Annotated in this window: 22 protein-coding genes; 7 read left to right on the top strand and 15 right to left on the bottom strand. The window is 45.8% G+C overall.

Features of this window, described 5'->3' with window-relative positions:
* Positions 1 to 113: 113 nt before the first annotated feature.
* Positions 114 to 1,238 carry a galactokinase gene (galK, locus tag QU605_RS02305; protein WP_289723642.1) on the top strand — a complete coding sequence of 375 codons (1,125 nt, stop codon included), beginning with the start codon at positions 114 to 116 and terminating at the stop codon, positions 1,236 to 1,238.
* On the opposite strand, the gene QU605_RS02300 is transcribed toward galK, so the two are convergent.
* The 9 genes from QU605_RS02300 to QU605_RS02270 all read right to left on the bottom strand — a co-directional run bounded on the left by QU605_RS02300 (position 1,172) and on the right by QU605_RS02270 (position 11,938).
* Positions 1,172 to 4,231, bottom strand: coding sequence for a DNA polymerase III subunit alpha (locus QU605_RS02300; protein ID WP_289723641.1), 3,060 nt, complete (start codon positions 4,229 to 4,231; stop codon positions 1,172 to 1,174). The two genes, galK and QU605_RS02300, sit on opposite strands and share 67 nt — an antisense overlap.
* A gap of 281 nt (positions 4,232 to 4,512) precedes the next feature.
* Positions 4,513 to 5,727 carry a DNA polymerase IV gene (gene dinB, locus QU605_RS02295; RefSeq protein ID WP_289723640.1) on the bottom strand — a complete coding sequence of 405 codons (1,215 nt, stop codon included), beginning with the start codon at positions 5,725 to 5,727 and terminating at the stop codon, positions 4,513 to 4,515.
* A gap of 124 nt (positions 5,728 to 5,851) precedes the next feature.
* Positions 5,852 to 6,022: a DUF6747 family protein gene (locus QU605_RS15435; RefSeq protein ID WP_353655870.1), complete on the bottom strand. Its 171-nt coding sequence runs from the start codon at positions 6,020 to 6,022 to the stop codon at positions 5,852 to 5,854.
* Positions 6,023 to 6,251: 229 nt separating this feature from the next.
* Complete coding sequence (locus tag QU605_RS02290) at positions 6,252 to 6,872, bottom strand: class I SAM-dependent methyltransferase (protein ID WP_289723639.1); 621 nt, start codon at positions 6,870 to 6,872, stop codon at positions 6,252 to 6,254.
* 24 nt (positions 6,873 to 6,896) lie between these two features.
* Complete coding sequence (locus tag QU605_RS02285; RefSeq protein WP_289723638.1) at positions 6,897 to 7,430, bottom strand: YybH family protein; 534 nt, start codon at positions 7,428 to 7,430, stop codon at positions 6,897 to 6,899.
* 276 nt (positions 7,431 to 7,706) lie between these two features.
* Complete coding sequence (locus QU605_RS15430) at positions 7,707 to 7,877, bottom strand: DUF6747 family protein (protein WP_353655869.1); 171 nt, start codon at positions 7,875 to 7,877, stop codon at positions 7,707 to 7,709.
* Between the two features lie 216 nt (positions 7,878 to 8,093).
* Positions 8,094 to 8,717, bottom strand: a complete 624-nt coding sequence (locus QU605_RS02280; protein ID WP_289723637.1) for a hypothetical protein — start codon at positions 8,715 to 8,717, stop codon at positions 8,094 to 8,096.
* Between the two features lie 147 nt (positions 8,718 to 8,864).
* On the bottom strand, positions 8,865 to 10,661 hold the full coding sequence (locus tag QU605_RS02275) for a ribonucleoside-diphosphate reductase subunit alpha (protein ID WP_289723636.1): 1,797 nt from the start codon (positions 10,659 to 10,661) through the stop codon (positions 8,865 to 8,867).
* 2 nt (positions 10,662 to 10,663) lie between these two features.
* Positions 10,664 to 11,938, bottom strand: coding sequence for a ribonucleotide-diphosphate reductase subunit beta (locus QU605_RS02270; RefSeq protein ID WP_289723635.1), 1,275 nt, complete (start codon positions 11,936 to 11,938; stop codon positions 10,664 to 10,666).
* A gap of 652 nt (positions 11,939 to 12,590) precedes the next feature.
* Between QU605_RS02270 and QU605_RS02265 the strand changes: the two genes are divergently transcribed.
* Positions 12,591 to 12,806: a hypothetical protein gene (locus tag QU605_RS02265; RefSeq protein ID WP_289723634.1), complete on the top strand. Its 216-nt coding sequence runs from the start codon at positions 12,591 to 12,593 to the stop codon at positions 12,804 to 12,806.
* A gap of 224 nt (positions 12,807 to 13,030) precedes the next feature.
* On the opposite strand, the gene QU605_RS02260 is transcribed toward QU605_RS02265, so the two are convergent.
* Positions 13,031 to 13,321 (bottom strand): hypothetical protein, encoded by a 291-nt coding sequence (locus QU605_RS02260; protein ID WP_289723633.1) that lies wholly within the window; start codon positions 13,319 to 13,321, stop codon positions 13,031 to 13,033.
* Positions 13,322 to 13,633: 312 nt separating this feature from the next.
* Between QU605_RS02260 and QU605_RS02255 the strand changes: the two genes are divergently transcribed.
* A complete protein-coding gene (locus tag QU605_RS02255) occupies positions 13,634 to 14,557 on the top strand; it encodes a transporter (protein WP_289723632.1) in 924 nt (307 codons plus the stop codon).
* A 60-nt stretch (positions 14,558 to 14,617) separates the two neighbouring features.
* On the opposite strand, the gene QU605_RS02250 is transcribed toward QU605_RS02255, so the two are convergent.
* Positions 14,618 to 16,459 (bottom strand): TPR end-of-group domain-containing protein, encoded by a 1,842-nt coding sequence (locus tag QU605_RS02250; protein WP_289723631.1) that lies wholly within the window; start codon positions 16,457 to 16,459, stop codon positions 14,618 to 14,620.
* Positions 16,460 to 16,651: 192 nt separating this feature from the next.
* Between QU605_RS02250 and QU605_RS02245 the strand changes: the two genes are divergently transcribed.
* Together QU605_RS02245 and QU605_RS02240 are read left to right on the top strand one after the other, a co-directional pair.
* Positions 16,652 to 17,383 (top strand): DUF6090 family protein, encoded by a 732-nt coding sequence (locus QU605_RS02245; protein WP_289723630.1) that lies wholly within the window; start codon positions 16,652 to 16,654, stop codon positions 17,381 to 17,383.
* Positions 17,380 to 18,132 (top strand): DUF6090 family protein, encoded by a 753-nt coding sequence (locus QU605_RS02240; RefSeq protein WP_289723629.1) that lies wholly within the window; start codon positions 17,380 to 17,382, stop codon positions 18,130 to 18,132. The genes QU605_RS02245 and QU605_RS02240 overlap by 4 nt, the downstream gene beginning before the upstream one ends.
* A gap of 49 nt (positions 18,133 to 18,181) precedes the next feature.
* Here QU605_RS02240 and QU605_RS02235 read toward each other — a convergent pair whose 3' ends face one another.
* The 4 genes from QU605_RS02235 to QU605_RS02220 all read right to left on the bottom strand — a co-directional run bounded on the left by QU605_RS02235 (position 18,182) and on the right by QU605_RS02220 (position 21,238).
* Positions 18,182 to 18,601 carry a hypothetical protein gene (locus tag QU605_RS02235; RefSeq protein WP_289723628.1) on the bottom strand — a complete coding sequence of 140 codons (420 nt, stop codon included), beginning with the start codon at positions 18,599 to 18,601 and terminating at the stop codon, positions 18,182 to 18,184.
* Entirely contained in the window at positions 18,598 to 18,981 is a 384-nt protein-coding gene (locus tag QU605_RS02230; RefSeq protein ID WP_289723627.1) for a hypothetical protein, read from the bottom strand. Before QU605_RS02230 ends, QU605_RS02235 begins: the two co-directional genes overlap by 4 nt.
* A 288-nt stretch (positions 18,982 to 19,269) precedes the next feature.
* On the bottom strand, positions 19,270 to 20,970 hold the full coding sequence (locus tag QU605_RS02225) for a sodium:solute symporter family protein (RefSeq protein WP_289723887.1): 1,701 nt from the start codon (positions 20,968 to 20,970) through the stop codon (positions 19,270 to 19,272).
* Between the two features lie 16 nt (positions 20,971 to 20,986).
* Positions 20,987 to 21,238, bottom strand: a complete 252-nt coding sequence (locus QU605_RS02220) for a DUF4212 domain-containing protein (protein WP_289723626.1) — start codon at positions 21,236 to 21,238, stop codon at positions 20,987 to 20,989.
* A 224-nt stretch (positions 21,239 to 21,462) separates the two neighbouring features.
* On the opposite strand from QU605_RS02220, the gene QU605_RS02215 reads away from it, so the two are divergent.
* Together QU605_RS02215 and QU605_RS02210 are read left to right on the top strand one after the other, a co-directional pair.
* Positions 21,463 to 22,197 carry a DUF6090 family protein gene (locus tag QU605_RS02215; protein ID WP_289723625.1) on the top strand — a complete coding sequence of 245 codons (735 nt, stop codon included), beginning with the start codon at positions 21,463 to 21,465 and terminating at the stop codon, positions 22,195 to 22,197.
* On the top strand, positions 22,198 to 22,905 hold the full coding sequence (locus tag QU605_RS02210; protein ID WP_289723624.1) for a DUF6090 family protein: 708 nt from the start codon (positions 22,198 to 22,200) through the stop codon (positions 22,903 to 22,905). It begins immediately after the preceding gene.

The raw sequence follows: 22,905 nt of genomic DNA, 5'->3' as shown, positions 1-22,905 counted from the left end.
AATCAAAATAAACACATGGTACAAGGACCTGGGTCAGTTATTCCTTAAAAATACTCCTTGGGGTTTCGGGAACCCTCCTGCTTTTGTACTTTGGAATCCAAGAATCGGAAGATATGTCGAATGTCACAGCTGAAAACCAACGTGTCCGTATAGCCGCTCCTGGTAGAATTAACCTTATCGGGGAGCACACAGACTACAACGATGGTTATGTGCTCCCTGCGGCCATAGGTCAGCATATGGAATTTGAGATTGAGAAAAACGGGGACCAGGCGCTTTGCCGGATCTCGAGCGAGGCCCTTCAAAAAACCATGCAGGCAAATTTAAATCACCTTAAACCCGGGGAGGGGTGGGAAAACTATATTCTGGGCGTTCTCAGCGAAATTTCAAAATACTCCGGGAAACTCAGAGGATTCGATGCCAACTTCAGATCTGATATCCCACAGGGCTCCGGGCTAAGTTCTTCTGCCGCATTGGAATGCGGGATGGCTTATGGCCTCAATGCGCTTTTTGAGCTCGGACTCCCATCTCTGGATCTCATTCGTCTTTCACAAGAGGCGGAGCACCGGTTCGTCGGAACCCAGTGTGGTATTATGGACCAGTTTGCCTGTGTAATGGGCCGGAAAAACCAGTTTATACTGCTGGATTGCCGAAACCTGGAATACCGGTATATTCCAGCTGCCCTTGGCGCGTATAGCCTGCTTCTGATCAGCAGCGGGGTTAAACATTCCCTGGCAGATAGTGCATATAACGAGCGCCGCGCCGAATGCCTTAAAGGAGTGGCTCATTTACAAAAAACGTATCCGAAGATTGAATCTCTCAGGGATGCATCCCTGGAACATCTGGAATGCCTCCGGCATACGGTGTCGGATACTGTATCCCAACGGTGTCGTTTTGTTATTGAAGAAAATGCGAGGGTCCTGAAGGCGGCGGAAGCCCTGGAGCATTCCGACATGGAAACCCTGGGCGCATTGTTATCCGATTCCCACAAGGGGTTGCGGGACGACTATCAGGTGAGTTGCCGGGAGGTAGATTTTCTGGTGGATACCGCCCTATCCTTTCCAGAGGTTCTGGGAGCGCGGATTATGGGTGGGGGTTTTGGAGGCTGCAGCCTTAACCTGGTCCGTACGGATGCGGTTGAAAGGGTCAGTGAGCAGCTGTGTATGGCCTATCGTCAATCCTTTGGGAGGGAGGCGGAACCCCTGGAGGTCCGGATCTCAGACGGGGTGCGTTTGCTCTGATGACGCTGCCCGAGCAGACGCGTGCTGGTTTTGATTTCGGCATACCGCGGATCGGAAATGTATTCCTGTTTTTCCATCTTCACCACTTCGAGACTCAGAAACCCAAACTCGCTGACTACCTTCCCGAAGAGCCGGTAAATACCTTTCCCCCGAAAAGGATATTTGGCAGCGACCGGAGGAAAATGCACGGTGTCAAAGACCGCTCCCTGCTGGTCGATAAAGGTGGCGAAATACATCTTCTTCCCGCTATGCGTGCTGGTATTTTTTACCGTTACCAAATAACCGTACATATCGATTATCCTTCCGAGAAAACCAGGCAGATCCCGACTGCCATGGGAATTCACTGCCTTATCGGCCAGGAGCTCAAAGGGGCTGCAAAGACAAAAACCCAGTAACTCAAGCTCGGTAAAGGCATCTTCAAGGGAAGTGGCGTGCAGGCGAGGTAGTTCATAACGGGAATGCTGAGGCGGGAAAAGCCTTGGGTGCTCCCGGATCGTTCCTTTGGAAAGGATCATATGGGCCCGCCAGAGTAACTGGTGCTTTTCACTCCCCGTGCTTCGGAAGGCATCTATCCGGATCAGAATACTCAGCTGTTCAATGGAGATGGGCACCCGATCCAGGAAATCTTCCAGGCTGGTAAAGCTCCCCCCTGCCATGCGGGCAGCGATCAGCCTCTCGATAACCCGGGACTCCAGATCCTTCAAAAACATCAGTCCGAGGTAAATCTCCACCCCTTCGATACGGGTTAGCCCCACAGAGCGGTTAATACAGGGCGCATGAATAGTTGCCCCCAGCATCCGGGCCTCGTGAATGTAGTGTTCTGCCCGATAAAACCCGCCCCCGTTATTGAGGACTGCAACCATATATTCCAACGGATGATACGCCCTGAGAAACAGGCTCTGATAGCTCTCTACTGCATAGGAAGCCGAATGCCCCTTGGCAAAGGCATATCCCGCAAAACTGGCCACTTGTTGCCATATTTCTGAAATCAGGGACTCGGCATATCCCTTTTTGCGGCAGTTGGCGATAAATGTCGCTTTGACGCGTTCAAATTCCTCCCGGGAGCGGAACTTCCCGCTCATCCCCCTGCGAAGCACATCGGCTTCCCCAAGGCTGAGCCCGGCAAAATAATGGGCGACTTTTATGACATCCTCCTGATACACCATCACCCCGTAGGTATCCGGCATAATCTCCAGCAGTACCGGGTGGGCCTGCCTGATCCGCTCCGGATTTCGGTGGCGCATGATGTACTCCCGCATCATCCCGCTTTTAGCTACTCCCGGGCGTATGATGGAACTGGCCGCTACAAGGCCCAGATAATTGTCTACCTCCAGCTTGCGCAAAAGCATCCGCATGGCCGGGGATTCCACATAAAAACACCCCATACACTGAGCGGATTTAATCATTTGATTGATCCGGGAATCCCGTTTGATGGTGGGAATGTCGTGGATATCAATCCGCTGGAAGGCATCGGGTTGGTTCTCGCGGATAATTTCCAGCGCTTCTTCAATTTTGGCAAGCCCGCGCTGACCCAGGATATCAAATTTGTACAACCCCACATCCTCGGCAATCACCATGTCGAACTGAGTAGTCGGAAACCCCTTGGGAGGCAAATGGGTAGCCGAAAAATAATGGATGGGCTTCTCGCTGATCAGAATCCCGCCGGCATGGATGCTCAGGTAGTTTGGCATCCCCCTGATGAGTTCGCCGTAGCGGAGCACCAGACGGGCTACCTCATCGAGGCGGGAATCCGGATACTGTCCCTGGCACAATAAATCGATCTCCGCCTTGGGAAGCCCGAAAACCTTTCCCAACTCCCGGATGATCCCGCGTTGGCGGAAGGTAACATAGGTTCCCAGGAGTGTGACGTGTTTAAAGCGTTCAAAAATATACCGGGTAATGGCCTCCCGGTCCTTCCAGGAAAAATCGATATCAAAATCTGGTGGGTTGGCCCGGAACAGGTTGATAAACCGCTCAAAATACAGGTCGAGCTCAATGGGATCCACATCGGTAATGCGAAGCAGATAGGCCACAATACTGTTTGCACCACTGCCGCGCCCCACATAGAAAAAACCCCTGCGACGGGCCTCACTGACAATATCCCAGTTGATCAGAAAATAGGAAACAAACCCTTTTTTAATGATCAGGTCCAGCTCCTTTTCAAGGCGGGCGCGTACCTCCGGCCCCGGATTTTTATACCGGTACGGCATCCCCTCCTGGCACAACCGCTCCAACAGACGGATATCTGAAGTTTCACTCCCCGTATAGGTCTGGAGGTTCTGAGGCCGGCGCTGGCTGGAAAAATCAAATCGAATCTCGCAGGCCTGCATCAGCCGTTCTGTATTTTCGAGAATAAAGGAAAAATCGGAGAATGCAGCTGCAAGGTTCTCCAGGGGGTACATACAATCTTCAGGGGAGGCCTGTTCGGTTTCCGGGAGCTTGCTCAGCAACACATTGTTGTCTATTGCCCTGAGCAGCCGATGAGCGTTGAAGTCGCGTTTGTTTCGGAACGTTACCGGCTGCAAAACCACCAGTTTTTCACGGTATTCTATAAGACGGCTGAAAGGGAGGCGGCGTAAGTCCCGAAGGGAAATCCCTATAAATTCATGGGGGGCAAAAGTCTTGATCTCTTCCAGCAAGACCTTTTCAAAAGGATAGATCACATAAGCGTTTGAAAAGGCCGGAGCCCGTTCCGGAAAGGGGCGTTTCCCGTGAAGGTGGTGGGAGAGAAACCGGTTTAATTCCAGATAGCCCTCATTGTTTCGGGCAATAGCCACAAAACAGCAGGAGGTTCCGTTTCTGAAATCGATCCCCAACAGGGGGTGTATATTAAACTCCGAAGCCCGGCGTACAAAATTCAACCCCGCCGAAGTATTGTTGATATCGGTCAGGGCCAGGCGGGTAATCCCGTTTTCCCGGGCCATACTGAGCAGGGCTTCCTCGGAATACGTCCCGTAGCGAAGACTGTAATAGGTATGACAGTTGAGGTACATCTGACTGGGTTTATACTGAGTTTTAACCGATTTTAACTGAGGTAACTACCTGTGTTATTCTTTGCTTTTCCTTACCTGCGCGATTGTATTGCTGCGCGAGTACCTGAAAATAAATCCCTCCCGCCGCAGCAACCGATCATCTGCCAAATTCCGTTTATCCGTGCATTGTGGGCTGTGCTTAAATAAGCATTCCGCAGACGGGAAACCCGGCTCCAAACTACTCCTGCAACCTCAGCTCAAATCTCAAAACACACTGAAAAAACAACCGCTTAACGTTGCTCCTACTGCTTGCGGTGCGCCAGCACAACAGGGGGGTCCCCGTTAAATGGGTTATGCATACGACCAATGGTGCGGGCCCCCAGGCCAGAGGCCCGGATCACACTCTTATCGCCGTAACGCTCACGCATCCGGTCCATCGCAGCATAGAGGTTCAGGATTTCCTCCTGATCGTCAAAAAGGTCAATTTGGTAATTGCCCGGCACCAGGTGGGTGAAGCGCACCCCGATAAGCCGAACCAGCAAACGCCGGCCGTACAATTTTTTAAAAAGGCCCTGCACCATAGGAATTAGCTTGTGGTCTGCACTCGTATAGGGGATGCGCACCTGCTTGGAATAGGTATTGAAATCTGAATATCGGATTCTGACAGCGACACATCCGGTGAGTTTTCCACCGCGCCTAAGCTGGAAAGAAAGGTTTTCCGTCATGGCGGTAAGGATTCCCCGAAGTCGGTGTACATCGATGGTATCCCGGTCAAAAGTGCGTTCGGTGGAAATAGATTTACGTTCGCAAAAAGGGACTACCGGCCGGTTGTCAATGCCATTGGCCCGCTTCCAGATTACGGTCCCGTTGGCTCCGAGTACGCGCTGCATAACATCCATGGGCATCTGCTGTATGGTACTGACCTGCCTCAGGCCGAGATTGCGCAGGGTCTGATAGGTCTTATCCCCCACCATGGGGATTTTCTTGATGGAAAGGGGGGCTAGAAATGGTTTTTCATATCCGGAGTCGACCAGGAGTTGATTATTTGGTTTGGCCTCCCCCGTAGCTACCTTGGAAACCACCTTATTTACCGAAAGGCCAAAAGAAATCGGCAGGCCGGTATCCCGGATAATCCGCTGGCGGAGTTCGGTAGCATAGCGGTAACAGCCAAAAAACCGGTCCATCCCTGAAAGATCTGCATAGAATTCATCGATGCTCGCCTTTTCAAACAAAGGGGTTTGCTCCTTGATAATGGAAGTCACCTCATCTGAATGTGAGCTGTAGGTTCCGGCATTTCCGCGAATCACGACAGCTTCCGGACAGAGTTCCCTGGCCATACGCATGGGCATCCCTGAATGGATGCCATATCCCCTGGCTTCATAACTGCAGGCTGCGACTACCCCCCGGTCACTGAGCCCACCCACCAAAATAGGTCGGTTTTTCAGTCGACTGTCCAGTTTTCGCTCCACAGAGACGAAAAACGTGTCGAGGTCCAGATGAAGAATGGTCTTTTGCATCTCAGGTTTAAAAAAACAAGGGATGCTAATTTATGGATTATTTCCTTTTTTTTGGATTTATTCCTTATTCTGTTTTGTTAAAATTTGACCTTGTGAAGGCAGGCCCCTGAAAAGGAGGGTATTGCTACACAAACGCAAAACCAGTCAGCATTCTGAAAAAGAACGCATACAAAACGATAAGTATGAGGGTAAAACTAAACCAGGCAAACAGCTTCAAAGAATGTCTGATCAGGTAATTCCCCAAATTCCGGAAAGCCTCCGAATAAATTTCTCTAAGTATGTATATTGTTTTCATAACATCTGCTTTAATATACAGATGTGCAGAAGGCATGCCAGGGCTGGGAATCGCCCTTTATTTTGGATCAAATTCAGGTAATATCAGTTGAATGACAGCATATTAGACCGGATTCCGCACAAAAAGCATGTCCGCTTACCGGCAGCTGTATTATCCCGAAACCATACCGGCACTTATGCCACTTTCAAAATTGCTTATCGAAAAGGGAGCTCAGCCTGAGTAAGGTTAATCAGGACCTGGCAAAGGCGCAAAAGGTGAAATCCTGTACCGACCCCGAAGGTGTGCTGTGCCCCACATTCAAACACCGCAACGGTTTAAAGAAAGGACTCATTTGATGCTGCAATTCAGCAATGGAATACCGTTGCACTTCCAGTCCACTGCATTTTAAAGGGCCTTGATCCGAGAAGGTCCCGACAACCAGATGCCCTTCGTCCTGAATTCCGGATACCGCATTCCGGATATAGGCAGTCCGCTGTTCGGGCTCTGTGAGAAAATGAAAAACTGCCCGGTCGTGCCACAAGGCATATGGGCGTTCCGGGATAAACGAGGTGGCATCAGCCTCAATCCAGTGAATCCTCTGAGCCCGTTCCCCCAAACGCTTTTTAGCGCGATCTATGGCCGCGCCCGAAATATCGAGCACGGTAATATCCGTATACCCAAGATCCAGTAAATGATCTGCAAGCAGACTATCACCTCCCCCCACATCGATCACAGGGGCCTCCCTTGAAATTTGCAAAATGGAAAATAGTTCCAGTGAAACCTCGGGTACCGGCTGGTACCAACTAACTGTCTCCAGCGGCTTGGTGTTGTAAATCTCCTCCCAGTGCCGCTTGCGCTCCTGCTTATTCATATACACATTGGTATGGCCGTGGATTTAAGGCAATTCGCTTTCGGCAGTTTCCTGTTCAGGAGCCTGGACAACCACGTAATCGTACTGTATTTTCCAGCCCTCAGGGTACTTTTTCCAGAACACCAGGTAATCCCCCACCAACTGCATGGAAGGTATCGGGCTTTGCGAATTCGCTTCAAAAGTTTGGACTCCCCTGCCCCGCTCTACGGCGTGGTCACCCAAAAATTGAAAATCGAGAATTTCCAGTTCCAGATTCCAGTCCCCGAGCTCCGCAGCATCCTTTTGGGCCTGAACCCAGGCATCTCGTCCTATTATGGGGGGTTGGCCAGAAATCAATTGTACGACATCTTCAGCAAAGTAATTACCAGCTTCCTTGAACTTTCCCTGTCGCGTAAGTAGGGGGACCAATTTATTAGCCTCTTCAATGGCTGCAAGGGCTTCTTTTTCTGCCCGTTGCATTTCTATGGCTTTCTTTTCAGCTTCAAAGTTCGCCTGTTCTTCATTTTTACATCCGAGTAATAGCATAGCCACCAGGGCAATTCCAATTATATTTTTCATATCAGCATTTGTTGGACGATCATCGCATGGTTTTGCGAAGACCTGTTGTTTCCTTCTCCCAATGTATGTAAATCCCGGAAACCAACCAAGTCAATCTGTTCCAGAACAGGTCTTTGGATGACCCTTCGAGAATGACAGCTTTTGCATTTGGCGTCCTGTGGTATGGTGAGAGAGCGTATTGGAAATAAAAAAAGGGATAACCAAAAAGGCCATCCCTGCAGATTTACTGTTGCACTTTATGTTAGGTTTTGAAGTGAATCTTCACTCCTTTATCCATTATTGAAAAGGAAACCCAGTGTATACACGGTATATAAATGCGTACAAGACGATCAGGAACATGATAAAACTGAATATGGCAAAGACTTTGAAATAGCGCTTTACAATATAGTTGCTTATGTTCCGGAACGCATTGATGTAAATTTCTTTTATAAGCGATAACGTATTCATGATTTTTGATTTGGATTCACCCCAAAACTATGGCGAACCCCAAAATCACACCTGGGAAGTCGATGAGTAACCTGGATTACAGGCCAGTTGACCAGGACCGTGCATTTCGTCGATGAAGTCCTTCAAAACATAGGGGTGTAGGAGTTTCCTTTCAATCGGTAAACGGGTAGTTCCCCCGCCCAACAACCCCAAGACATCCTTATTTTGACCCGGATATCAATAAGGTCCATTCAAAATCCCGTTGAGAAAAGCCGGGTATCCCATGGAAATCTCTTCTGTAAATCCTTCTGGCATTACCCATTTTCGCAAAAGAGGCTCCGGGAGGCTCAAAGGCTGCCTCCTGGGCCACTCAAAGCCCAAAGTAAACCACTGCCTTCCCTCCAGGCCAAGTTGTGTATATTCCACCTGTACCGACTCCGCGCGTGGCGAACCTGGGGGTTCATAGTGTATTTCGCCATCCGTTACTCCCGCCATAGTTACCCATCGCTTTTTGGCTACGGATATCCATGAGGCTTCGGAATGTTCTGGTAAATGAGGGAACATCCTTTCCTGCCCCAGTTCAAATCCGAGCTTTTCCCAGCATTCTATATTCCCGTGTATTCCAGAAATCGCCCCTGTTTCTGAACCTTTGCTTCGGAATTTGATCTCCAATCGCCCCTGGCGTAATTTTATTCCCAAATCTTCCCTGCCGGGCAGGAGCAGGTAAGTATCCGTTCTGGATTCCACAGCGTATTGCTCAGGTTGCAGTCCCTGGAATATGGCCTTTAAACCTGGGCGATCCTCCTCAAAAAACCATCGGATTTCGAGGGTTTGTACATTTGGGATTCCTGTTCTGTACATTTGATTCTGACGTGTGGTTGAATTTGTATGAATGTACTGATAACGTAAGATAATAACCCCTGATCAAACTCTTTAGCTGCATCAGGCACTTAAAAAGAAAAAACCGGACCTCAACAGATCCGGTTTTTTTTCAAAACACTTAAAACATTAAGCTTCGCAACTCACGCAGTCTTTCTTCTGCCGAAATTTCTGTGCGGCATTCATACTGTGTTGATAGTACAGCGATTTCAGACCGAGTTTCCATGCAGACACATGAATTTTATTGATCTCTTTGACCGGAGTATCGGGGTGTACAAGAATATTGACCGACTGTCCCTGGTCGATATGGTTCTGACGGTTGGCAGCCTGATAAATAATAGCCAGCTGATCGATTTCGGCATAGGTACGGAATACATCTTTTTCCTCCTGAGTCAGAAAATCGAGATGTTGAACAGATCCGTCCTGATCTCGGATACTTCTCCAGACTTCAGTCGTATTCCTTCCCTTTTCCTCCAGCAGATCCATCAGGAATGGATTCTTAATCGTCGTTTTGATCTTTGCAATGTCCTTGACATAGATGTTGGACCAGATCGGCTCAATTCCCTGGGATACCTGTCCAAGGATAAACGCAGACGAAGTGGTCGGGGCTATCGCATTGAGCGTAGCATTCCTTCTTCCGTATCCTTTAAGTACCGCCGGTTCTCCAAGAAGTTCTGCCAGGTCTTTTGAGGCCTTGTACGAACGCTCTTTAATGGTACGGAAAACTTCACTGTTCAGGTCATATGCCTCCTGGCTGTCAAAAGAAAATCTTTTGGACTGCAACAGAGAGTGCCATCCCAGAGCTCCAAGGCCCAATGCCCGGTTCTCTTTGGAAAAGTTATACGCCCGCTCCATAAACAGGAAGGTCTGGCGATCTTCCAGATCTTCTGAATCCCTGTAGCTCTCAAGCTTCTCAATGAACTCGCTCAAAACAGCATCCAGGAAGCACACCATAGTCTCAACAGCATCTGTATTCTTCCATTTGTCGTAATACAGCAGGTTTATGGATGAAAGGACACATACGAAAGACCATTTTTCGTTGGAAGGAAGCATGATCTCTGTACACAGGTTACTGGCGTAAATCTCATGATTTTTTTCCTGGTAGACTTCCGGGGCTCCATTATTGGCATGATCCCGGAAAAAGATATATGGGTATCCCATTTCACCCCGACGTTGGAGGACTTTCGCCCAGATCGAACGCTTATCGGTATCCCCGTCAATCATTTCCTGCATCCACTCATCACCCACGGTTACCCCGTGTGTCAGTTGCTGAATGCTGTTTCCTTCAGTCCCGATTTCCAAAAATTCGTGAATGTCCGGGTGCTCTATTGGCAAATATGGCGAGAAACGACCCCTGCGAACAGAACCCTGGCTTACCACATCCACCATTTTGTCAAAAAGCTGCATGATATGCACAGCTCCTGAAGCGTATCCGTTGTTTTTTACGGGTGCCCCGCGATGGCGGATCTTTCCAAAATATCCGGAAGTCCCCCCTCCGAGTTTGGACATCATCCCCACCTCGGACTGGGTGTACAGGATGTTACCCATATCGTCATCAATGTGCGATCCAAAACAACTGATAGGAAGGCCGCGGCGTTTTCCAAAATTAGACCAGACCGGTGAGGCCAGGGAAAAATACCCCTCACCCATGTACTTGTAAAATTTATCCGAAAAACCGGGGATCTGTAAAATTTCCTCAGCCCGGTCTGCAATCTCCCGAATACGCGTTTCTGCCGATACACCTTCCGGCAAGTACCCGGAGGCCAGAAATTGACGGCTGTGATCTGTCAGCCAATTAAAAGCAGGTTCCTCGGAATTCCGAACCTCCTGCAGGGATTCCTTTCGAGCGTGGATTAATTCTTCAACCACGGGGGTTTTCGTTTTCTTTAAGTCTTCAGATACGTTGGATTGAGTGTTCTCGCTCATAGTTAAAATAAGTCTTCGCTGGTTATACTTTGTGTTCTCTTGCTATAGTTGATGGATCGCTTCACGAAGAAATCTCCGTGCTTGGTACCTATGATTTCATCGTCGAACCACTCAGTTTCCTGTAGTAGATTCTCGTCGACTTCGAATACCTTATCAATACCGATACTCTCCAGGGATTGGTTGAAACGGTTTTTGATAAACTCTTCGATGACGGCTTTTGGGAGGAATTCGAGCTCACCGGCCTCGAAAATCCATTCGACCACCTTGCTCTCTGCCTCGTAGGCATCTTCGCAAACTTCCCGGATCATCTGCTTGTAGTCATCGCTGAACCATTCCGGATTCTCATCCTGGAAGATCTTGATCAGATCAATGCCAAAATCGCCGTGAATCTGCTCTTCCTTGGATGTGGCCTCAACGGCATTTGAAATCCCTTTAAGCATGTTCCGGTGCTTGTTAAAAGCCATGATGATCAGGAACTGGGAAAAGAGCGACACGTGTTCTATAAACAGGGAGAAGAGGAGGATAGATTCCGCGTAATCCTGTTTTTCTTCGCTCTTTGCATTTTTAAGGGCCGTCTCAAGATAGTGGACCCGCTTCATGATTACCGGCTTTTTCTTCAGCGTATTGAATTCGTGGTTTAGCCCAAGGATTTCGAGCAGGTGGGAATACGCATCGTGGTGCCTGACTTCACTCTCGGCAAAAGTTGCCCCCACAGCCCCGATTTCCGGTTTTGGCATGCGGTGGTAGATATCGCCCCAAAAGGTCTTTACGGCAACCTCAATCTGAGAAATGGCCAGTAAGGTGTTTTTGATAGCACTGCGTTCCACATCGCTGAGCCGGGTTTTGAAATCCTGGATATCGCTGGTGAAATTAAATTCGGTGTGAATCCAGTACGAGTGGCGAATGGCGTCGACGTATTGGTACAAATGCGGGTATTCATACGGCTTGAGATTGATGCGTTTCTCAAAAACGTCTGACTTGCGTTTGCGCGTTTGTTCATTTCTGTAGATAATGTAAGCCTTAGCCACATCGTGGAACGTACTACCCATCAGTTTGTCCTCCACAATGTCCTGAACCTGTTCAACCGTCGGAGTGTAGTCAGGATCTTCTTCCTTCCTCAACAACAGGCTCTCATACACTTGCATGGAAATGATTTCGGCATCTTTTCGGGAACCATTCCCGACTGCCTCCATCGCCTTTTCGATGGCGTTCGTGATTTTTTCAAGCACGAATGGGCTTGTACTGTAATCGCGTTTGATAACTTGGGTAATCTGCATCGTTTAAGCTTTAATAAATTGATTTTCAGTTACTTATACAAAATGTGCTTTCTAAAAAACAGCGCAAAAAAATTTCCGATCTACATGTGAATGCAATTAGGAAATCTAAATGAAAGATGGGATGTGCTAATCTTCAGTGTAAAGTTCAAATTTTGTTCAGTAAAAATTGCAACCCTTCCTAAGAACTATTCAACAGTTTTATTAACGATTCAAATTCTACTTTAAATGCAGGGCGAAAACCACTGATAACAAGTGGTTACAGGTTGATAAAATCTTAAATTATCGGGCTTTGAAATGGAGTTTCTTAACAATAATCTGACATAAACCTTTCAATTTCGTCATCGAGACGTGTCCAAAAATGTCAATTTCATAACGATCTCCTTAAAAAACTAAGGGCGATCTCCCCAGGACGATCAATTCGGTGGTAAGACAGGCGTTAGTTATGACCGAAATCCCTGAAATAAAAGGTTATTCGAAACATTTACACCGCAATTTCTACTTTCCAAAAGCAGTATTATTCAGGAATCAAATTTTAAAATTTCTTTAAAGTCAGGACTCAGAATGTTAAACTGTTGCTAAGAACTGAAACATCCGCCAAAGTTGGTCGTCTATTAAAGTGACATCAATCATCAATCAAAAAACAATCTGAATCATGTTTAACAAGGTAAGTCACATCTTGTTCCCGGCAATCAAAATTTATGGATTGAGCGCCAATCTCCACGAGGCTCTTTTCAGTTTGATTACCACCATGGAAATCAATGCGGTTGCGCTGACCTACACAATTGCTGTTGAAGGGCTTTTCATTTTCCTGAAGACTTCCAATTTCGACGTCCCTGAGTGGATGGAGGCAATGGAAGAACTTTTTTAAAGGGTCTTCCCGGAGTTATGACACTGAAATTGAAGCTACTTCACAGCCCGGTTCGGGCTCAGGTTTCCTGCAGGCGGCCTGCCAGGCGATTGACACGCAGGTATTTTTACGCTGCGAACAGGCCTATCCATGGTAAAATCTTCAATGGTCTCGCTTTGAACCTTTCGGGAATTAACGCAAATTCCGAACGTCTGTAAACACCATTTACAGTTATGTAGAGTGGATTAACTTCCCGCCTTTTGTCGATTGAGGCGTTCCATTTCTTTTCTGAATCGAAGGATCATAAAACTATCCAATTCCTGCCCGATACTGTCGCGCATGGTCTGCCAGTTTGTTCCGTCCATCTCAGAGGTATGGGAGCGAATTCTCTCGAACCTTTCCAGATTGGCTCGATTTGCCTGCCACGCCGCTTCTGTACTCTCGCGATGTTTCAGATCCTGCAGATATATTCCAATGCCAAAACCGGCTATAACCAGGATCAGAATACCAATAAATTGCTTTTTAGTACTAATCAAAACCAAGATTTCTTATTGCTCAATAAACCTTAATATCAAATGAAAGGTAATTACAAATTAGTGAATTACCACACGGGCTGTAAGAAATTACGACGAAGTGAGGTAAAATAAAGACATACGTTCAACCCAAACAGCCCTATAAACCATCCCACAGCTTTGAACATGGTCCGAATCCAGAAAAAGATGTACCTTGAATTAAGAATAGCATAAGAAATAATGGCTTTAAAGATTTTGATACCTGTGAAACAGTAACCGGATCAATAGCCAACCCAATACAATTTTTGTATGACCCATTGCTTACCGCTTTGCCAAATGAAATTGGAAATTGCAAAGCCCTTCCTCTTACTTACCATCGTATTTCTAATGTATCAAAATGCCTGTTCCCAGGATTTGGAACCCAGGCGCTGGACCCCGATCCCCCTGGGCACTCATGTACTGGGGGCTGGGTATTCCTACAGCTCGGGAGATGTGTTCTTTGATCCGCTATTAGAAATTGAAGATGTTAAAGTCAGGGCCCATTCTGTGGTCGCCAAATTTGTACAGCCCATTAAAATTGCCAACAAATTGGGAACTGTCAGCCTACTGGTCCCTTTTAGCACCGCAGATTGGACTGGTTTATTAAGCGGGGATCCCGCCGCAGTAAGCCGAACGGGATTTGCAGACCCGAGAATCAGAGCTTCGCTGATCTTAACGGGGCCTCCAGCAGGTAACGCCGCTGAAATACAAAAATTCCGACTTGAAAATACGGTGTATACCAGTTTTGGCGTATCTCTGGCGGTATCGGTCCCGATAGGGGAATACTTTGAAGATAAATTGATAAACCTCGGCGGTAATCGATTTGTATTCAGACCCCAGGCCGGAATGATACATACCTGGGGCGAATGGTCATTTGAATTAACAGGTTCTGTTTTTATGTACACACGGAACCCTGATTTTTTTAATAATTCAGAGCGCAGGCAGCGGCCTACATATACACTTCAGTCCCATTTGGTAAAACAATTTAAAAAGGGTGCCTGGCTGTCGCTTAGTGCGGGATATGGTTTCGGGGGCGAATCCATTATCAATGGACAAGCTGCCGGGGATTTCCGATCCAATTTATTGGTTTCTGCCTCCTATAGTTTCTTAATCGCAAAAAGGCAGGGCCTGAAGCTGACCTACGTACACACAGAAGCCCTCGAAAACATAGGTGCAGATACCGACAACTTCATACTGGCCTGGTTTATCAGCTTGAATTAAGCGTGCGGCCAAAAATGAATTTCCGGACCTTTTTTGTGTTTTGATCAGGGAATCGGATAGTTACTGAATCGTTCTTGACACATCCTCTGGGAAGACTTCAGGCGGAACAGGAAATCCAACATTTTTGTAAATCTCCAGATACCTGGGATCCTTTCTTATGGGGGCAAAAAGCGGCTCTGTCCTCAACCAGATCATTTCAACATCATAGCGTTCGAAAGACCGTTGGAGCCACGTTATGGAATTTTCGTATTCCCCTGTGTGAGCATAATATTTAGCCAAATTCCAGGCCGGTGATCCGGAATTCTGATTACGATATTGTTCAAGCAGGCTATCAAGAATTTCCTTTTCAGCATTTGTATCTCCACTTACATTATAATTGACTGCCATCAGAAACAAGATGGTAGGGGAATTGTCATTATAAATAAACCTAATGCGCTTTAATGCTTCCTGCGATTTGCTGTAGTCACCTAAATAATAATATGTAATGGCAGCCTCTCTTAGAAAAGTATAGTTGTCATTAAATAGATCAAAATTTTGATCCAATACCCTGGTAGATTCATTTAACCTGCCTAGAAAAAATAACGCGTTAGCCAAATATGCCTGGCAGACACCACAAGCCGGATAGCGATCCGCCCGAAGTTCAGCGGTTTGCAAGGCTTCTTCAAACCTGCCCGTATTGAACTCATAGAGGGTTTTCATCAGATAGCTATTGTCATCAAAGCCTTCCAGGTATTCTTTTTCCATTAAATCGAAATCCCATTCAAAGAAGTAGGAATTCGTCCGCATTCTTTGTTTTGCCCATCTGAGATCGCCCTCATCTTTAGACATTTCCAAGACTTTTTCAACATATTTTTTAGAAGATCTCCAGGAATACCTTTGCTCATTAACCCCATTGAAAACCCCGCCGTACATATAACTATTAGAAAGGGACTTGTAAGCCTGAATGAACGTCGAATCCAGTTCAATAGCCTTGCTGAAAAACTCAATAGAACGGGCAATACCTTGTTGAGATCCTTTTCTTTCCTGATACAAACCTTTCAAATAATATTCATAGGCCTCTGTGCTTTCTGTTGGTAATTGTTTTTCAAAGAGTACGGTATCCACGCCCACTTCCTTATCCATTTTTTCGACAACTCTTCGAGTAACCTCGTTTTGGAGTGTGAATATTTCCTCGGTATCCCAGTTGGTCGTAAAAACTTCTTTCCAGTAATATTCATTGGTTTGGCAATCAAGCAATTGAACCTTCACGCGTATTTTGTCGCCAGACAATTGTATGCTCCCATCCAATATGAACCTAACATCCAGAGAATCCGAAATCTGTTTAAGGTCAAGATCCGAATATTTATATTTTAGCGTCTGACGAAAAGCGATCACTTTATCCAGCTCTTCTATATCCTCGAGATTGGTGGTGATTTCATCTGCAATCCCGTCACTGACGTATTCCAAACTGGAATCCCCGCTCCAATTTTTAAATGGCAATACTGCTACAGATCTCTCGATAGAATCCTCCTTTGCAACTAACGTTAGAATTTCAGAATTTCCCCTTTCCGATATAGTGAATTGATCGTAAATCATTATGAGCACTGCAATTGAAAGCAGCGAAATAATCGCTGCATTTAACCTGCGGGTCTTTTTGCGTCTTTCCGTTAAGGGATTTTGGACCCTTTCAGTTTTTCTGATCCCCTCAGGAGTGACATCGTAGATCCAGGCAAAAATGAGGATAGCCGGAAAACCGACGATTAAAATAATGAGGATGACCTTTTGAATGAAAGGGGGAATTTCAAAAATGGGCAAAAGGTCAGCGGTTATCTGGGCAATAATCCATGCCGCTGCGATATAGGCAATGGCGGTCTTAAAGACTTTTCGCCTTTTTAACTCTTCAAAGTAGTTCTTGAAGTCCATATCCTATTGAATTGGCGGTCGGATTCAAATGATAAATAATAACCTATCAATGTAATGAAGACCTGAGAAACTTAAAATGATAAATATCAATGACCTAGGTAATGACAAATATTCCTGACATTTGAGGAAATCTCCCGGCCTAGTGATCAAAATCAATAATTTCTGTAACTTGATAAGTATAGCAGTAAACCCATGCTCCGTTTTTTTCGCCAAATTCGTCAAAGACTCCTGAATGACCACAAATTCAGTAAGTATATACTGTATGCCGTTGGGGAGATTTTACTGGTGGTGATTGGTATTTTGATTGCGCTGCAGGTAAATAATTGGAACGAACATCGGAAGCTAACCGAACAGAAATATTCCATGCTTGCGGAATTGAAATCCGATCTGGAAGAAACATTAAGTGACCTTCAAATTGGCAAATCCCTGAATGAAAGCACTATAGAGAATTATCGGATTATTCTTGCCGCCATAGACAATAACGAACCCCATTCGGATAAAATTGACAGGGCGAGCTTTTTCATCAACGCTTTTCATGTGCCCCGATTCAGGCGAACCACCTACGAAAGCCTCAAAAGCAATACCGAAATCTTATCCAATGACTCCCTGAAAAAAACAATTTCTGATCTGTATGACCGAAGATTCACATATTTGACTGAGGATCATCTGAAAATAGAATGGGCCATCTTTAATCAGCAAACACTGCTTTATGGAAATAAATACCTCAGGTATAAAGACAGTGATGTTCCCATGGTTTATCCGGTTGATTTAGAAAAAATGAAATCTGATACGGGTTTTATCAACTATCTCTACGGATTGATAGGTTTACGCAAATACGGCATAGGGATTTATATTAGTACCATAAACGGGATAGAAGAAGTGATCACAGCTATAGAAAAAGAGATGAAAAACCTCGAAAAATGATTCGCTTCTTCCGCCAAATACGTCAAAGTCTTCTGAGTGATCACAAGTTCAGCAAGTATGTATTGTATGCCGTTGGGGAGATATTGTTAGTGGTGATTGGCATATTGATAGCGCTCTGGGTGAACGACTGGAATGAAGGGCGCAAAGACCAGGATAAAAGAACCGCTTTGCTCGCCTCGCTTTCGGTTGAATTCAATGCAAATTTGAAGCAATTGGATAGCGTGATGTACTACAATAGCCGCGTCATCGAAGCCGCGAATAAAATTGTTACCCTAAGGCCCGACCAGGCAATTCCCCCAGTGTACGATACCCTCCGCGAATGGGTCGCGAATACCACCTGGCTCTGGACCTATAACCCCCAAAACGGGGCACTTAGGTCTGGGATTTCCTCCGGAGATGTGCATCTTATTAAAAACGATTCCCTAATCAACTTGTTATTCAGTTGGGAGGATGTGGTTGCCGACGCAGGTGAAAATGAAAAAAGGCATATAGAAGTTCAGCTCAGGGCCGGCTCCATTGTTAATCCTTATGTCAGGAGCCTCAGTTCCTCTGGACTTAGCTATTATGATCTCCCCGAAAGCGATTTTCCTTCCGATTTCCATGGCCTGATGCTGGATCCATTGTTTGAGGATTACATCGCAGAAGTATACATCCATACTTTTGATGCACAAGATGAACTCAAGCTGGTTCGGCAACAAAATGTCAAAATCATTCAGATCCTTGAACGAGAACTTAACCGCTTCAAATGAAGCCCTTCTTTCGCCAAATCCGACAAAGACTCCTGACTCATTTGAGAAGTCATTCCGGAGTGTTCTCAATTTGGGATAAGGTGGTTACTTCATATTGATCCCCCAATTCATAGCGGCGAAGACTGATGATGAAATAGGGTTTTATGTAATATTTGGTTTCAGGCTTTAGTCCAATAACCATGAAATCGTAGGTAAGGGACGATCTGCCATAATCAATTCCGTCCCCGAGGTTCGGGTCCGGCTCTGTGGAGAGCACGATCCCGGTGCCAAACCCTACATTCAGTCGTTCACAGGGTGGTGGTGTAACCACTCCATAGGCATTGAATGAGGTAGAAGTTACTTCTGACACTTCCAAAACAGAAAATTTTGAAGCTTCATCACCGCAATCATCCTCATTGGTACATGAAATACCTGAGCCCAATATAAAGATAAGGAGTGCCGAAACTTGAAGGGTTCTATGAAATTTCATCGATCAACATAAAGCATTAGGTTCGCGTACGTTTTACCCGGATTCAGCCGGTTGCATTCAGGAGTACAGTCGTTCATAATGCCTATCCTTCCTTCACCCCATACCTGAATACTGTAATACCTGTCTTCAGAGGAGGTGTCCTGGATTGAAAAAGTGCCCTCTGAACCTACTGCGGAAGTCCTCCTTACGATGAGTTCACATCCCAAAATCTCACATTTCCTATGACCATATAAAATGACAGTCAGGTCATCAAAGGACTGATTATCGCCTGTTAAAAAAACCACACCTTCAAAGATGGTGGTCTGGGCTTCGTCTTCCTTGGAACATCCTGAAAATATAAAGGACAGGAGTGCTATAATTATTATTGAGATTTGCTTCATGGCTTAAATGATCTGCGACCAAAAGTATAGCTTCCAACCTCATGGACTGTCCGGAATTATCATCCGAGCAATATACAGGACAAATGTTGAAACAAGTAGCTTCCCAAGACTTGATCAGCCCCTCATTTCAAAAGGCATGCTTCGGATGAAAAACGTCTGGCTAAGTGCAAGAACCGCTACAGGCAGGAAGGGTGGTTTGAACAACCTTTTTCGAAGGCAGCACTGATTGGGAAATACAACTATACCGGAATTCCGTGTACATGCACCAGGCTTTGTCCAAATCCTCCATTAATGAGGACTGGCCGGACCGCTTCCTTGAGGGATTCGTATGTTTTCAACAATTTCCTGTACTTCCCCTGGGGGTGCAGGAGTGAGTTTCGAGATAATAATTGAAACCACAAAATTGACAAGCATTGCCACGCTGCCAAAACCTTCGGGTGAAATCCCGAACCACCATTGGTCCTTACCGGGCAGAACCTCATCAAACCAGCCCAGTCTGTATTTTATCATATACAGCATCATTAAGGTAATCCCCACGACCATGCCGGCAATGGCTCCCTCTTTATTCATCCTTTTATAAAAGATGCCCAAAATGATCGCGGGAAAGAAGGAGGCTGCCGCCAACCCAAAGGCCAGGGCTACGGTTGCAGCGACAAATCCGGGAGGGTTGATGCCAAAGTAACCAGCCACGCAAACCGCCACTATTGCCGAAATCCGGGCGGCGATCAATTCGCCATTCTCTGATATGTTCGGATTGATTATTTTCTTGATCAAATCGTGAGAAATGGAGGAAGAAATAACCAACAAAAGTCCGGCAGCTGTTGATAATGCAGCGGCCAGAGCACCGGCGGCTACCAAAGCGACAATCCAGTCTGGCAGGCGGGCAATTTCCGGATTTGCCAGAACCATTATATCGTTATCCACAACCAATTCATTTTTTGATACATCGGCCACATAATTGATTATCCCGTCCTCATTTTTATCGTCAAAGACAATTAACCCTGTGGTTTCCCATTTTTTGAACCATTCCGGAACCGAGCTATAAGGTTGCCTGGAAACGGTTTCAATCATATTTGTTCTCGCAAAAACAGCCACGGCAGGAGCCGTAGAATATAGGATAACGATCAGAAGCAAGGCGATTCCTGCAGATTTCCGGGCGTCCTTCACTCGCTTAACCGTGAAGAACCGAACGATCACATGGGGCAGTCCGGCCGTACCCACCATGAGCGCCAAGGTGATTGCAAAGACATCTGTCACCGATTTTGACCCTTCAGTATACTCGGCAAAACCCAGATCTGTACTCAAACCATCCAATTTATCCAACAAATACGCGCCGGACCCATCGGCCATTTGGCTTCCAAATCCAAGTTGCGGAATGGGGTTGCCCGTCATCTGAATCGAGATAAAAATAGCAGGCACCATAAATGCGAAAATGAGCACACAATACTGGGCCACCTGGGTATAGGTAATCCCCTTCATACCTCCCAAAACGGCATAGAACAAGACAATGAGCATTCCTATGATGACGCCTGTGTTAATGTCAACTTCTAAAAAACGGGAAAAAACAAGGCCAACGCCGCGCATTTGCCCGGCTACATAGGTAAAAGAAACCAGCAAAGCGCACAGTACACCTACAATACGAGCGATGTCCGAATAATAGCGCTCACCAATAAAGTCAGGCACCGTAAATTTGCCAAATTTGCGCAGGTAGGGCGCTAAAAGCAGTGCCAGGAGCACATAACCGCCCGTCCATCCCATTAAATACACCGCCCCATCATATCCTGCAAAAGAAATAATACCTGCCATCGAAATAAAGGATGCGGCACTCATCCAATCAGCTGCCGTAGCCATTCCATTGGCCAATGGGGATACCCCGGATCCTGCCACGTAAAACTCTTTGGTAGAGCCTGCTCTCGACCAAATAGCGATACTTATATACAAGGCAAAAGTTACTCCCACCAGAATGTACGTCCAATTCTGAACCCCAATCCCTTCGACCATCAGGCTATGAATCATACCCATATTTTTTGTCGAGTTTGTTCATCAGGCGTACATAGATAAATATCAAAATCACAAAGACATACATAGAGCCTTGCTGGGCAAACCAAAAGCCCAGTTTAAACCCCCCAATTTTTATGTCGTCCAGAACATCTTTAAACAAGATACCCGCACCAAAGGAAACCCCAAACCATATGGTTAACAGGATGAAGAGATACCTGAGGTTTTCTTTCCAATATGCCTTTGCCTTTTTAGCCATTAAATAAATTCTATAATTTAAGTCCAAGCTTTAATGCTAAGACCTATTCCCGAATCTCTGATAGGCGCTTGGGTGTTCTTTTTTTCTCAGCTCAAAAGATAGTAAAATCAACTTAGTCCAATCATTTTCATGTAACTTTAAAGGACTGGATCCAATGATATATGAAAAGACAGGATGGATGATACCCAGAGTTCGGTTCCACGCTACTTAAATGAACTACACTAATGCTCCGCTTCTTCCGCCAAATACGTCAAAGACTTATTACAGATAACAAATTCAGCAAATACCTGCTGTATGCTGTTGGGGAGATTTTACTTGTGGTGATTGGGATACTGATTGCTTTTCAGGTTGACAACTGGAACGAGCAAAGGAAGATTCGTCTGGAGGGAATTTCCCTTCTGGAGGACCTTAAATCTGATTTGGAATTTTCCCGTACAGAACTAGAATATACCATAAATACAAATCAGCAATATCTTGATGGTTATCGTCGCATTCATTATTATCTGGAAAATGACCTTGCCTATAATACAGAACTGGATTCGGCTTTCGGCAACTTAGATGTGTGGAGTATACCCCTGTTTTCCACAACAACCTATGAGACCCTCAAAACAAAAGGAATAGATATTATCGCAAACGACAGTCTTAAACAACAGATCATCGAAGTCCATAATTTTAATATACAATCACTTTTGGACGATACAGGCCTTTGGGAATGGTCTTTTAGCCAGAATACCACCCAAAGAATCATGGTTGGTAATGTTCGGAGGAGTATTGACTCTGATATCGCAAGGCCAAATGATTTTGAACGCCTTCGAACAAATGAGGAATTTATGAATTTCCTCAGCATCCTGATTAATATCAGAGAAGACCATATTGACTATGCAAAGATGACCCATTCCGCTATTAAAGACCTTATAGATCATATTGAAGAAGAACTCCAAACTAACAAACTCGAATAAATGCTCCGCTTCTTCCGCCAAATACGACATCGCCTCCTTACTGACAATAAGTTCAGTAAATACCTGCTTTATGCAGTTGGGGAGATTTTGTTGGTGGTGATTGGGATCCTGATTGCCTTGCAGATCAATACCTGGAATGACAACCGTATGCAGGAAAAAGAGGCGAAGACCTTTTATCAGAATATCATTCAGCAACTGCTCGAAGACCGTCAGAATATCGAAGGACAAATCGCCTACAATAACAAGAACAAGTCGCAGTTCCACTATGCCATAACACTAATCGGGGAAAATAACCGAAGTGGCCGGGACAGCCTCTGTATAATAACCGAAAAGCTCGTAGATTACTCTGATTTTGACCGAAAGGGCAACATTTATGAAACTATGGTAAACAGTGGGGATGTTAAGCTGCTGAAGAACGAGGAGATCAAAAAACGTCTTCGCAGGTTGGAAGAAACCTATCTGTACGTCAACCGGATGGAAACGATCCATTACGATGCCATTATGCAGATGATCCCGGAAATATCCAGTGTCGTTAATATTTCATCCAAAGAAATAATCGACGAGAACAGGTTGTACAACCCTAGGCTTCAAAATCAGTTTGCATTATCACTACGGGTAATCAATGAGAAAGAGCAGGTGTACCTCCGTGCTCTTGATGAAATACATGACCTGGTTTCAATGATCGGGGAAGAACTAGAACACTATTGA

This window comes from Robiginitalea aurantiaca (assembly GCF_030380815.1).
In the GTDB taxonomy this organism is placed as follows: Bacteria; Bacteroidota; Bacteroidia; order Flavobacteriales; family Flavobacteriaceae; genus Robiginitalea; species Robiginitalea aurantiaca.
This window is presented reverse-complemented; position numbering and strand designations above follow the sequence as displayed.

Excerpts from the sequence above, each read along its gene's own strand:
- galK (WP_289723642.1), top strand. The coding sequence starts at position 114 with ATGTCGAATGTCACAGCTGAAAACCAACGTGTCCGTATAGCCGCTCCT.
- QU605_RS02300 (WP_289723641.1), bottom strand. The coding sequence starts at position 4,231 with ATGTACCTCAACTGTCATACCTATTACAGTCTTCGCTACGGGACGTAT.
- dinB (WP_289723640.1), bottom strand. The coding sequence starts at position 5,727 with ATGCAAAAGACCATTCTTCATCTGGACCTCGACACGTTTTTCGTCTCT.
- QU605_RS15435 (WP_353655870.1), bottom strand. The coding sequence starts at position 6,022 with ATGAAAACAATATACATACTTAGAGAAATTTATTCGGAGGCTTTCCGG.
- QU605_RS02290 (WP_289723639.1), bottom strand. The coding sequence starts at position 6,872 with ATGAATAAGCAGGAGCGCAAGCGGCACTGGGAGGAGATTTACAACACC.
- QU605_RS02285 (WP_289723638.1), bottom strand. The coding sequence starts at position 7,430 with ATGAAAAATATAATTGGAATTGCCCTGGTGGCTATGCTATTACTCGGA.
- QU605_RS15430 (WP_353655869.1), bottom strand. The coding sequence starts at position 7,877 with ATGAATACGTTATCGCTTATAAAAGAAATTTACATCAATGCGTTCCGG.
- QU605_RS02280 (WP_289723637.1), bottom strand. The coding sequence starts at position 8,717 with ATGTACAGAACAGGAATCCCAAATGTACAAACCCTCGAAATCCGATGG.
- QU605_RS02275 (WP_289723636.1), bottom strand. The coding sequence starts at position 10,661 with ATGAGCGAGAACACTCAATCCAACGTATCTGAAGACTTAAAGAAAACG.
- QU605_RS02270 (WP_289723635.1), bottom strand. The coding sequence starts at position 11,938 with ATGCAGATTACCCAAGTTATCAAACGCGATTACAGTACAAGCCCATTC.
- QU605_RS02265 (WP_289723634.1), top strand. The coding sequence starts at position 12,591 with ATGTTTAACAAGGTAAGTCACATCTTGTTCCCGGCAATCAAAATTTAT.
- QU605_RS02255 (WP_289723632.1), top strand. The coding sequence starts at position 13,634 with ATGAAATTGGAAATTGCAAAGCCCTTCCTCTTACTTACCATCGTATTT.
- QU605_RS02250 (WP_289723631.1), bottom strand. The coding sequence starts at position 16,459 with ATGGACTTCAAGAACTACTTTGAAGAGTTAAAAAGGCGAAAAGTCTTT.
- QU605_RS02245 (WP_289723630.1), top strand. The coding sequence starts at position 16,652 with ATGCTCCGTTTTTTTCGCCAAATTCGTCAAAGACTCCTGAATGACCAC.
- QU605_RS02240 (WP_289723629.1), top strand. The coding sequence starts at position 17,380 with ATGATTCGCTTCTTCCGCCAAATACGTCAAAGTCTTCTGAGTGATCAC.
- QU605_RS02235 (WP_289723628.1), bottom strand. The coding sequence starts at position 18,601 with ATGAAATTTCATAGAACCCTTCAAGTTTCGGCACTCCTTATCTTTATA.
- QU605_RS02230 (WP_289723627.1), bottom strand. The coding sequence starts at position 18,981 with ATGAAGCAAATCTCAATAATAATTATAGCACTCCTGTCCTTTATATTT.
- QU605_RS02220 (WP_289723626.1), bottom strand. The coding sequence starts at position 21,238 with ATGGCTAAAAAGGCAAAGGCATATTGGAAAGAAAACCTCAGGTATCTC.
- QU605_RS02215 (WP_289723625.1), top strand. The coding sequence starts at position 21,463 with ATGCTCCGCTTCTTCCGCCAAATACGTCAAAGACTTATTACAGATAAC.
- QU605_RS02210 (WP_289723624.1), top strand. The coding sequence starts at position 22,198 with ATGCTCCGCTTCTTCCGCCAAATACGACATCGCCTCCTTACTGACAAT.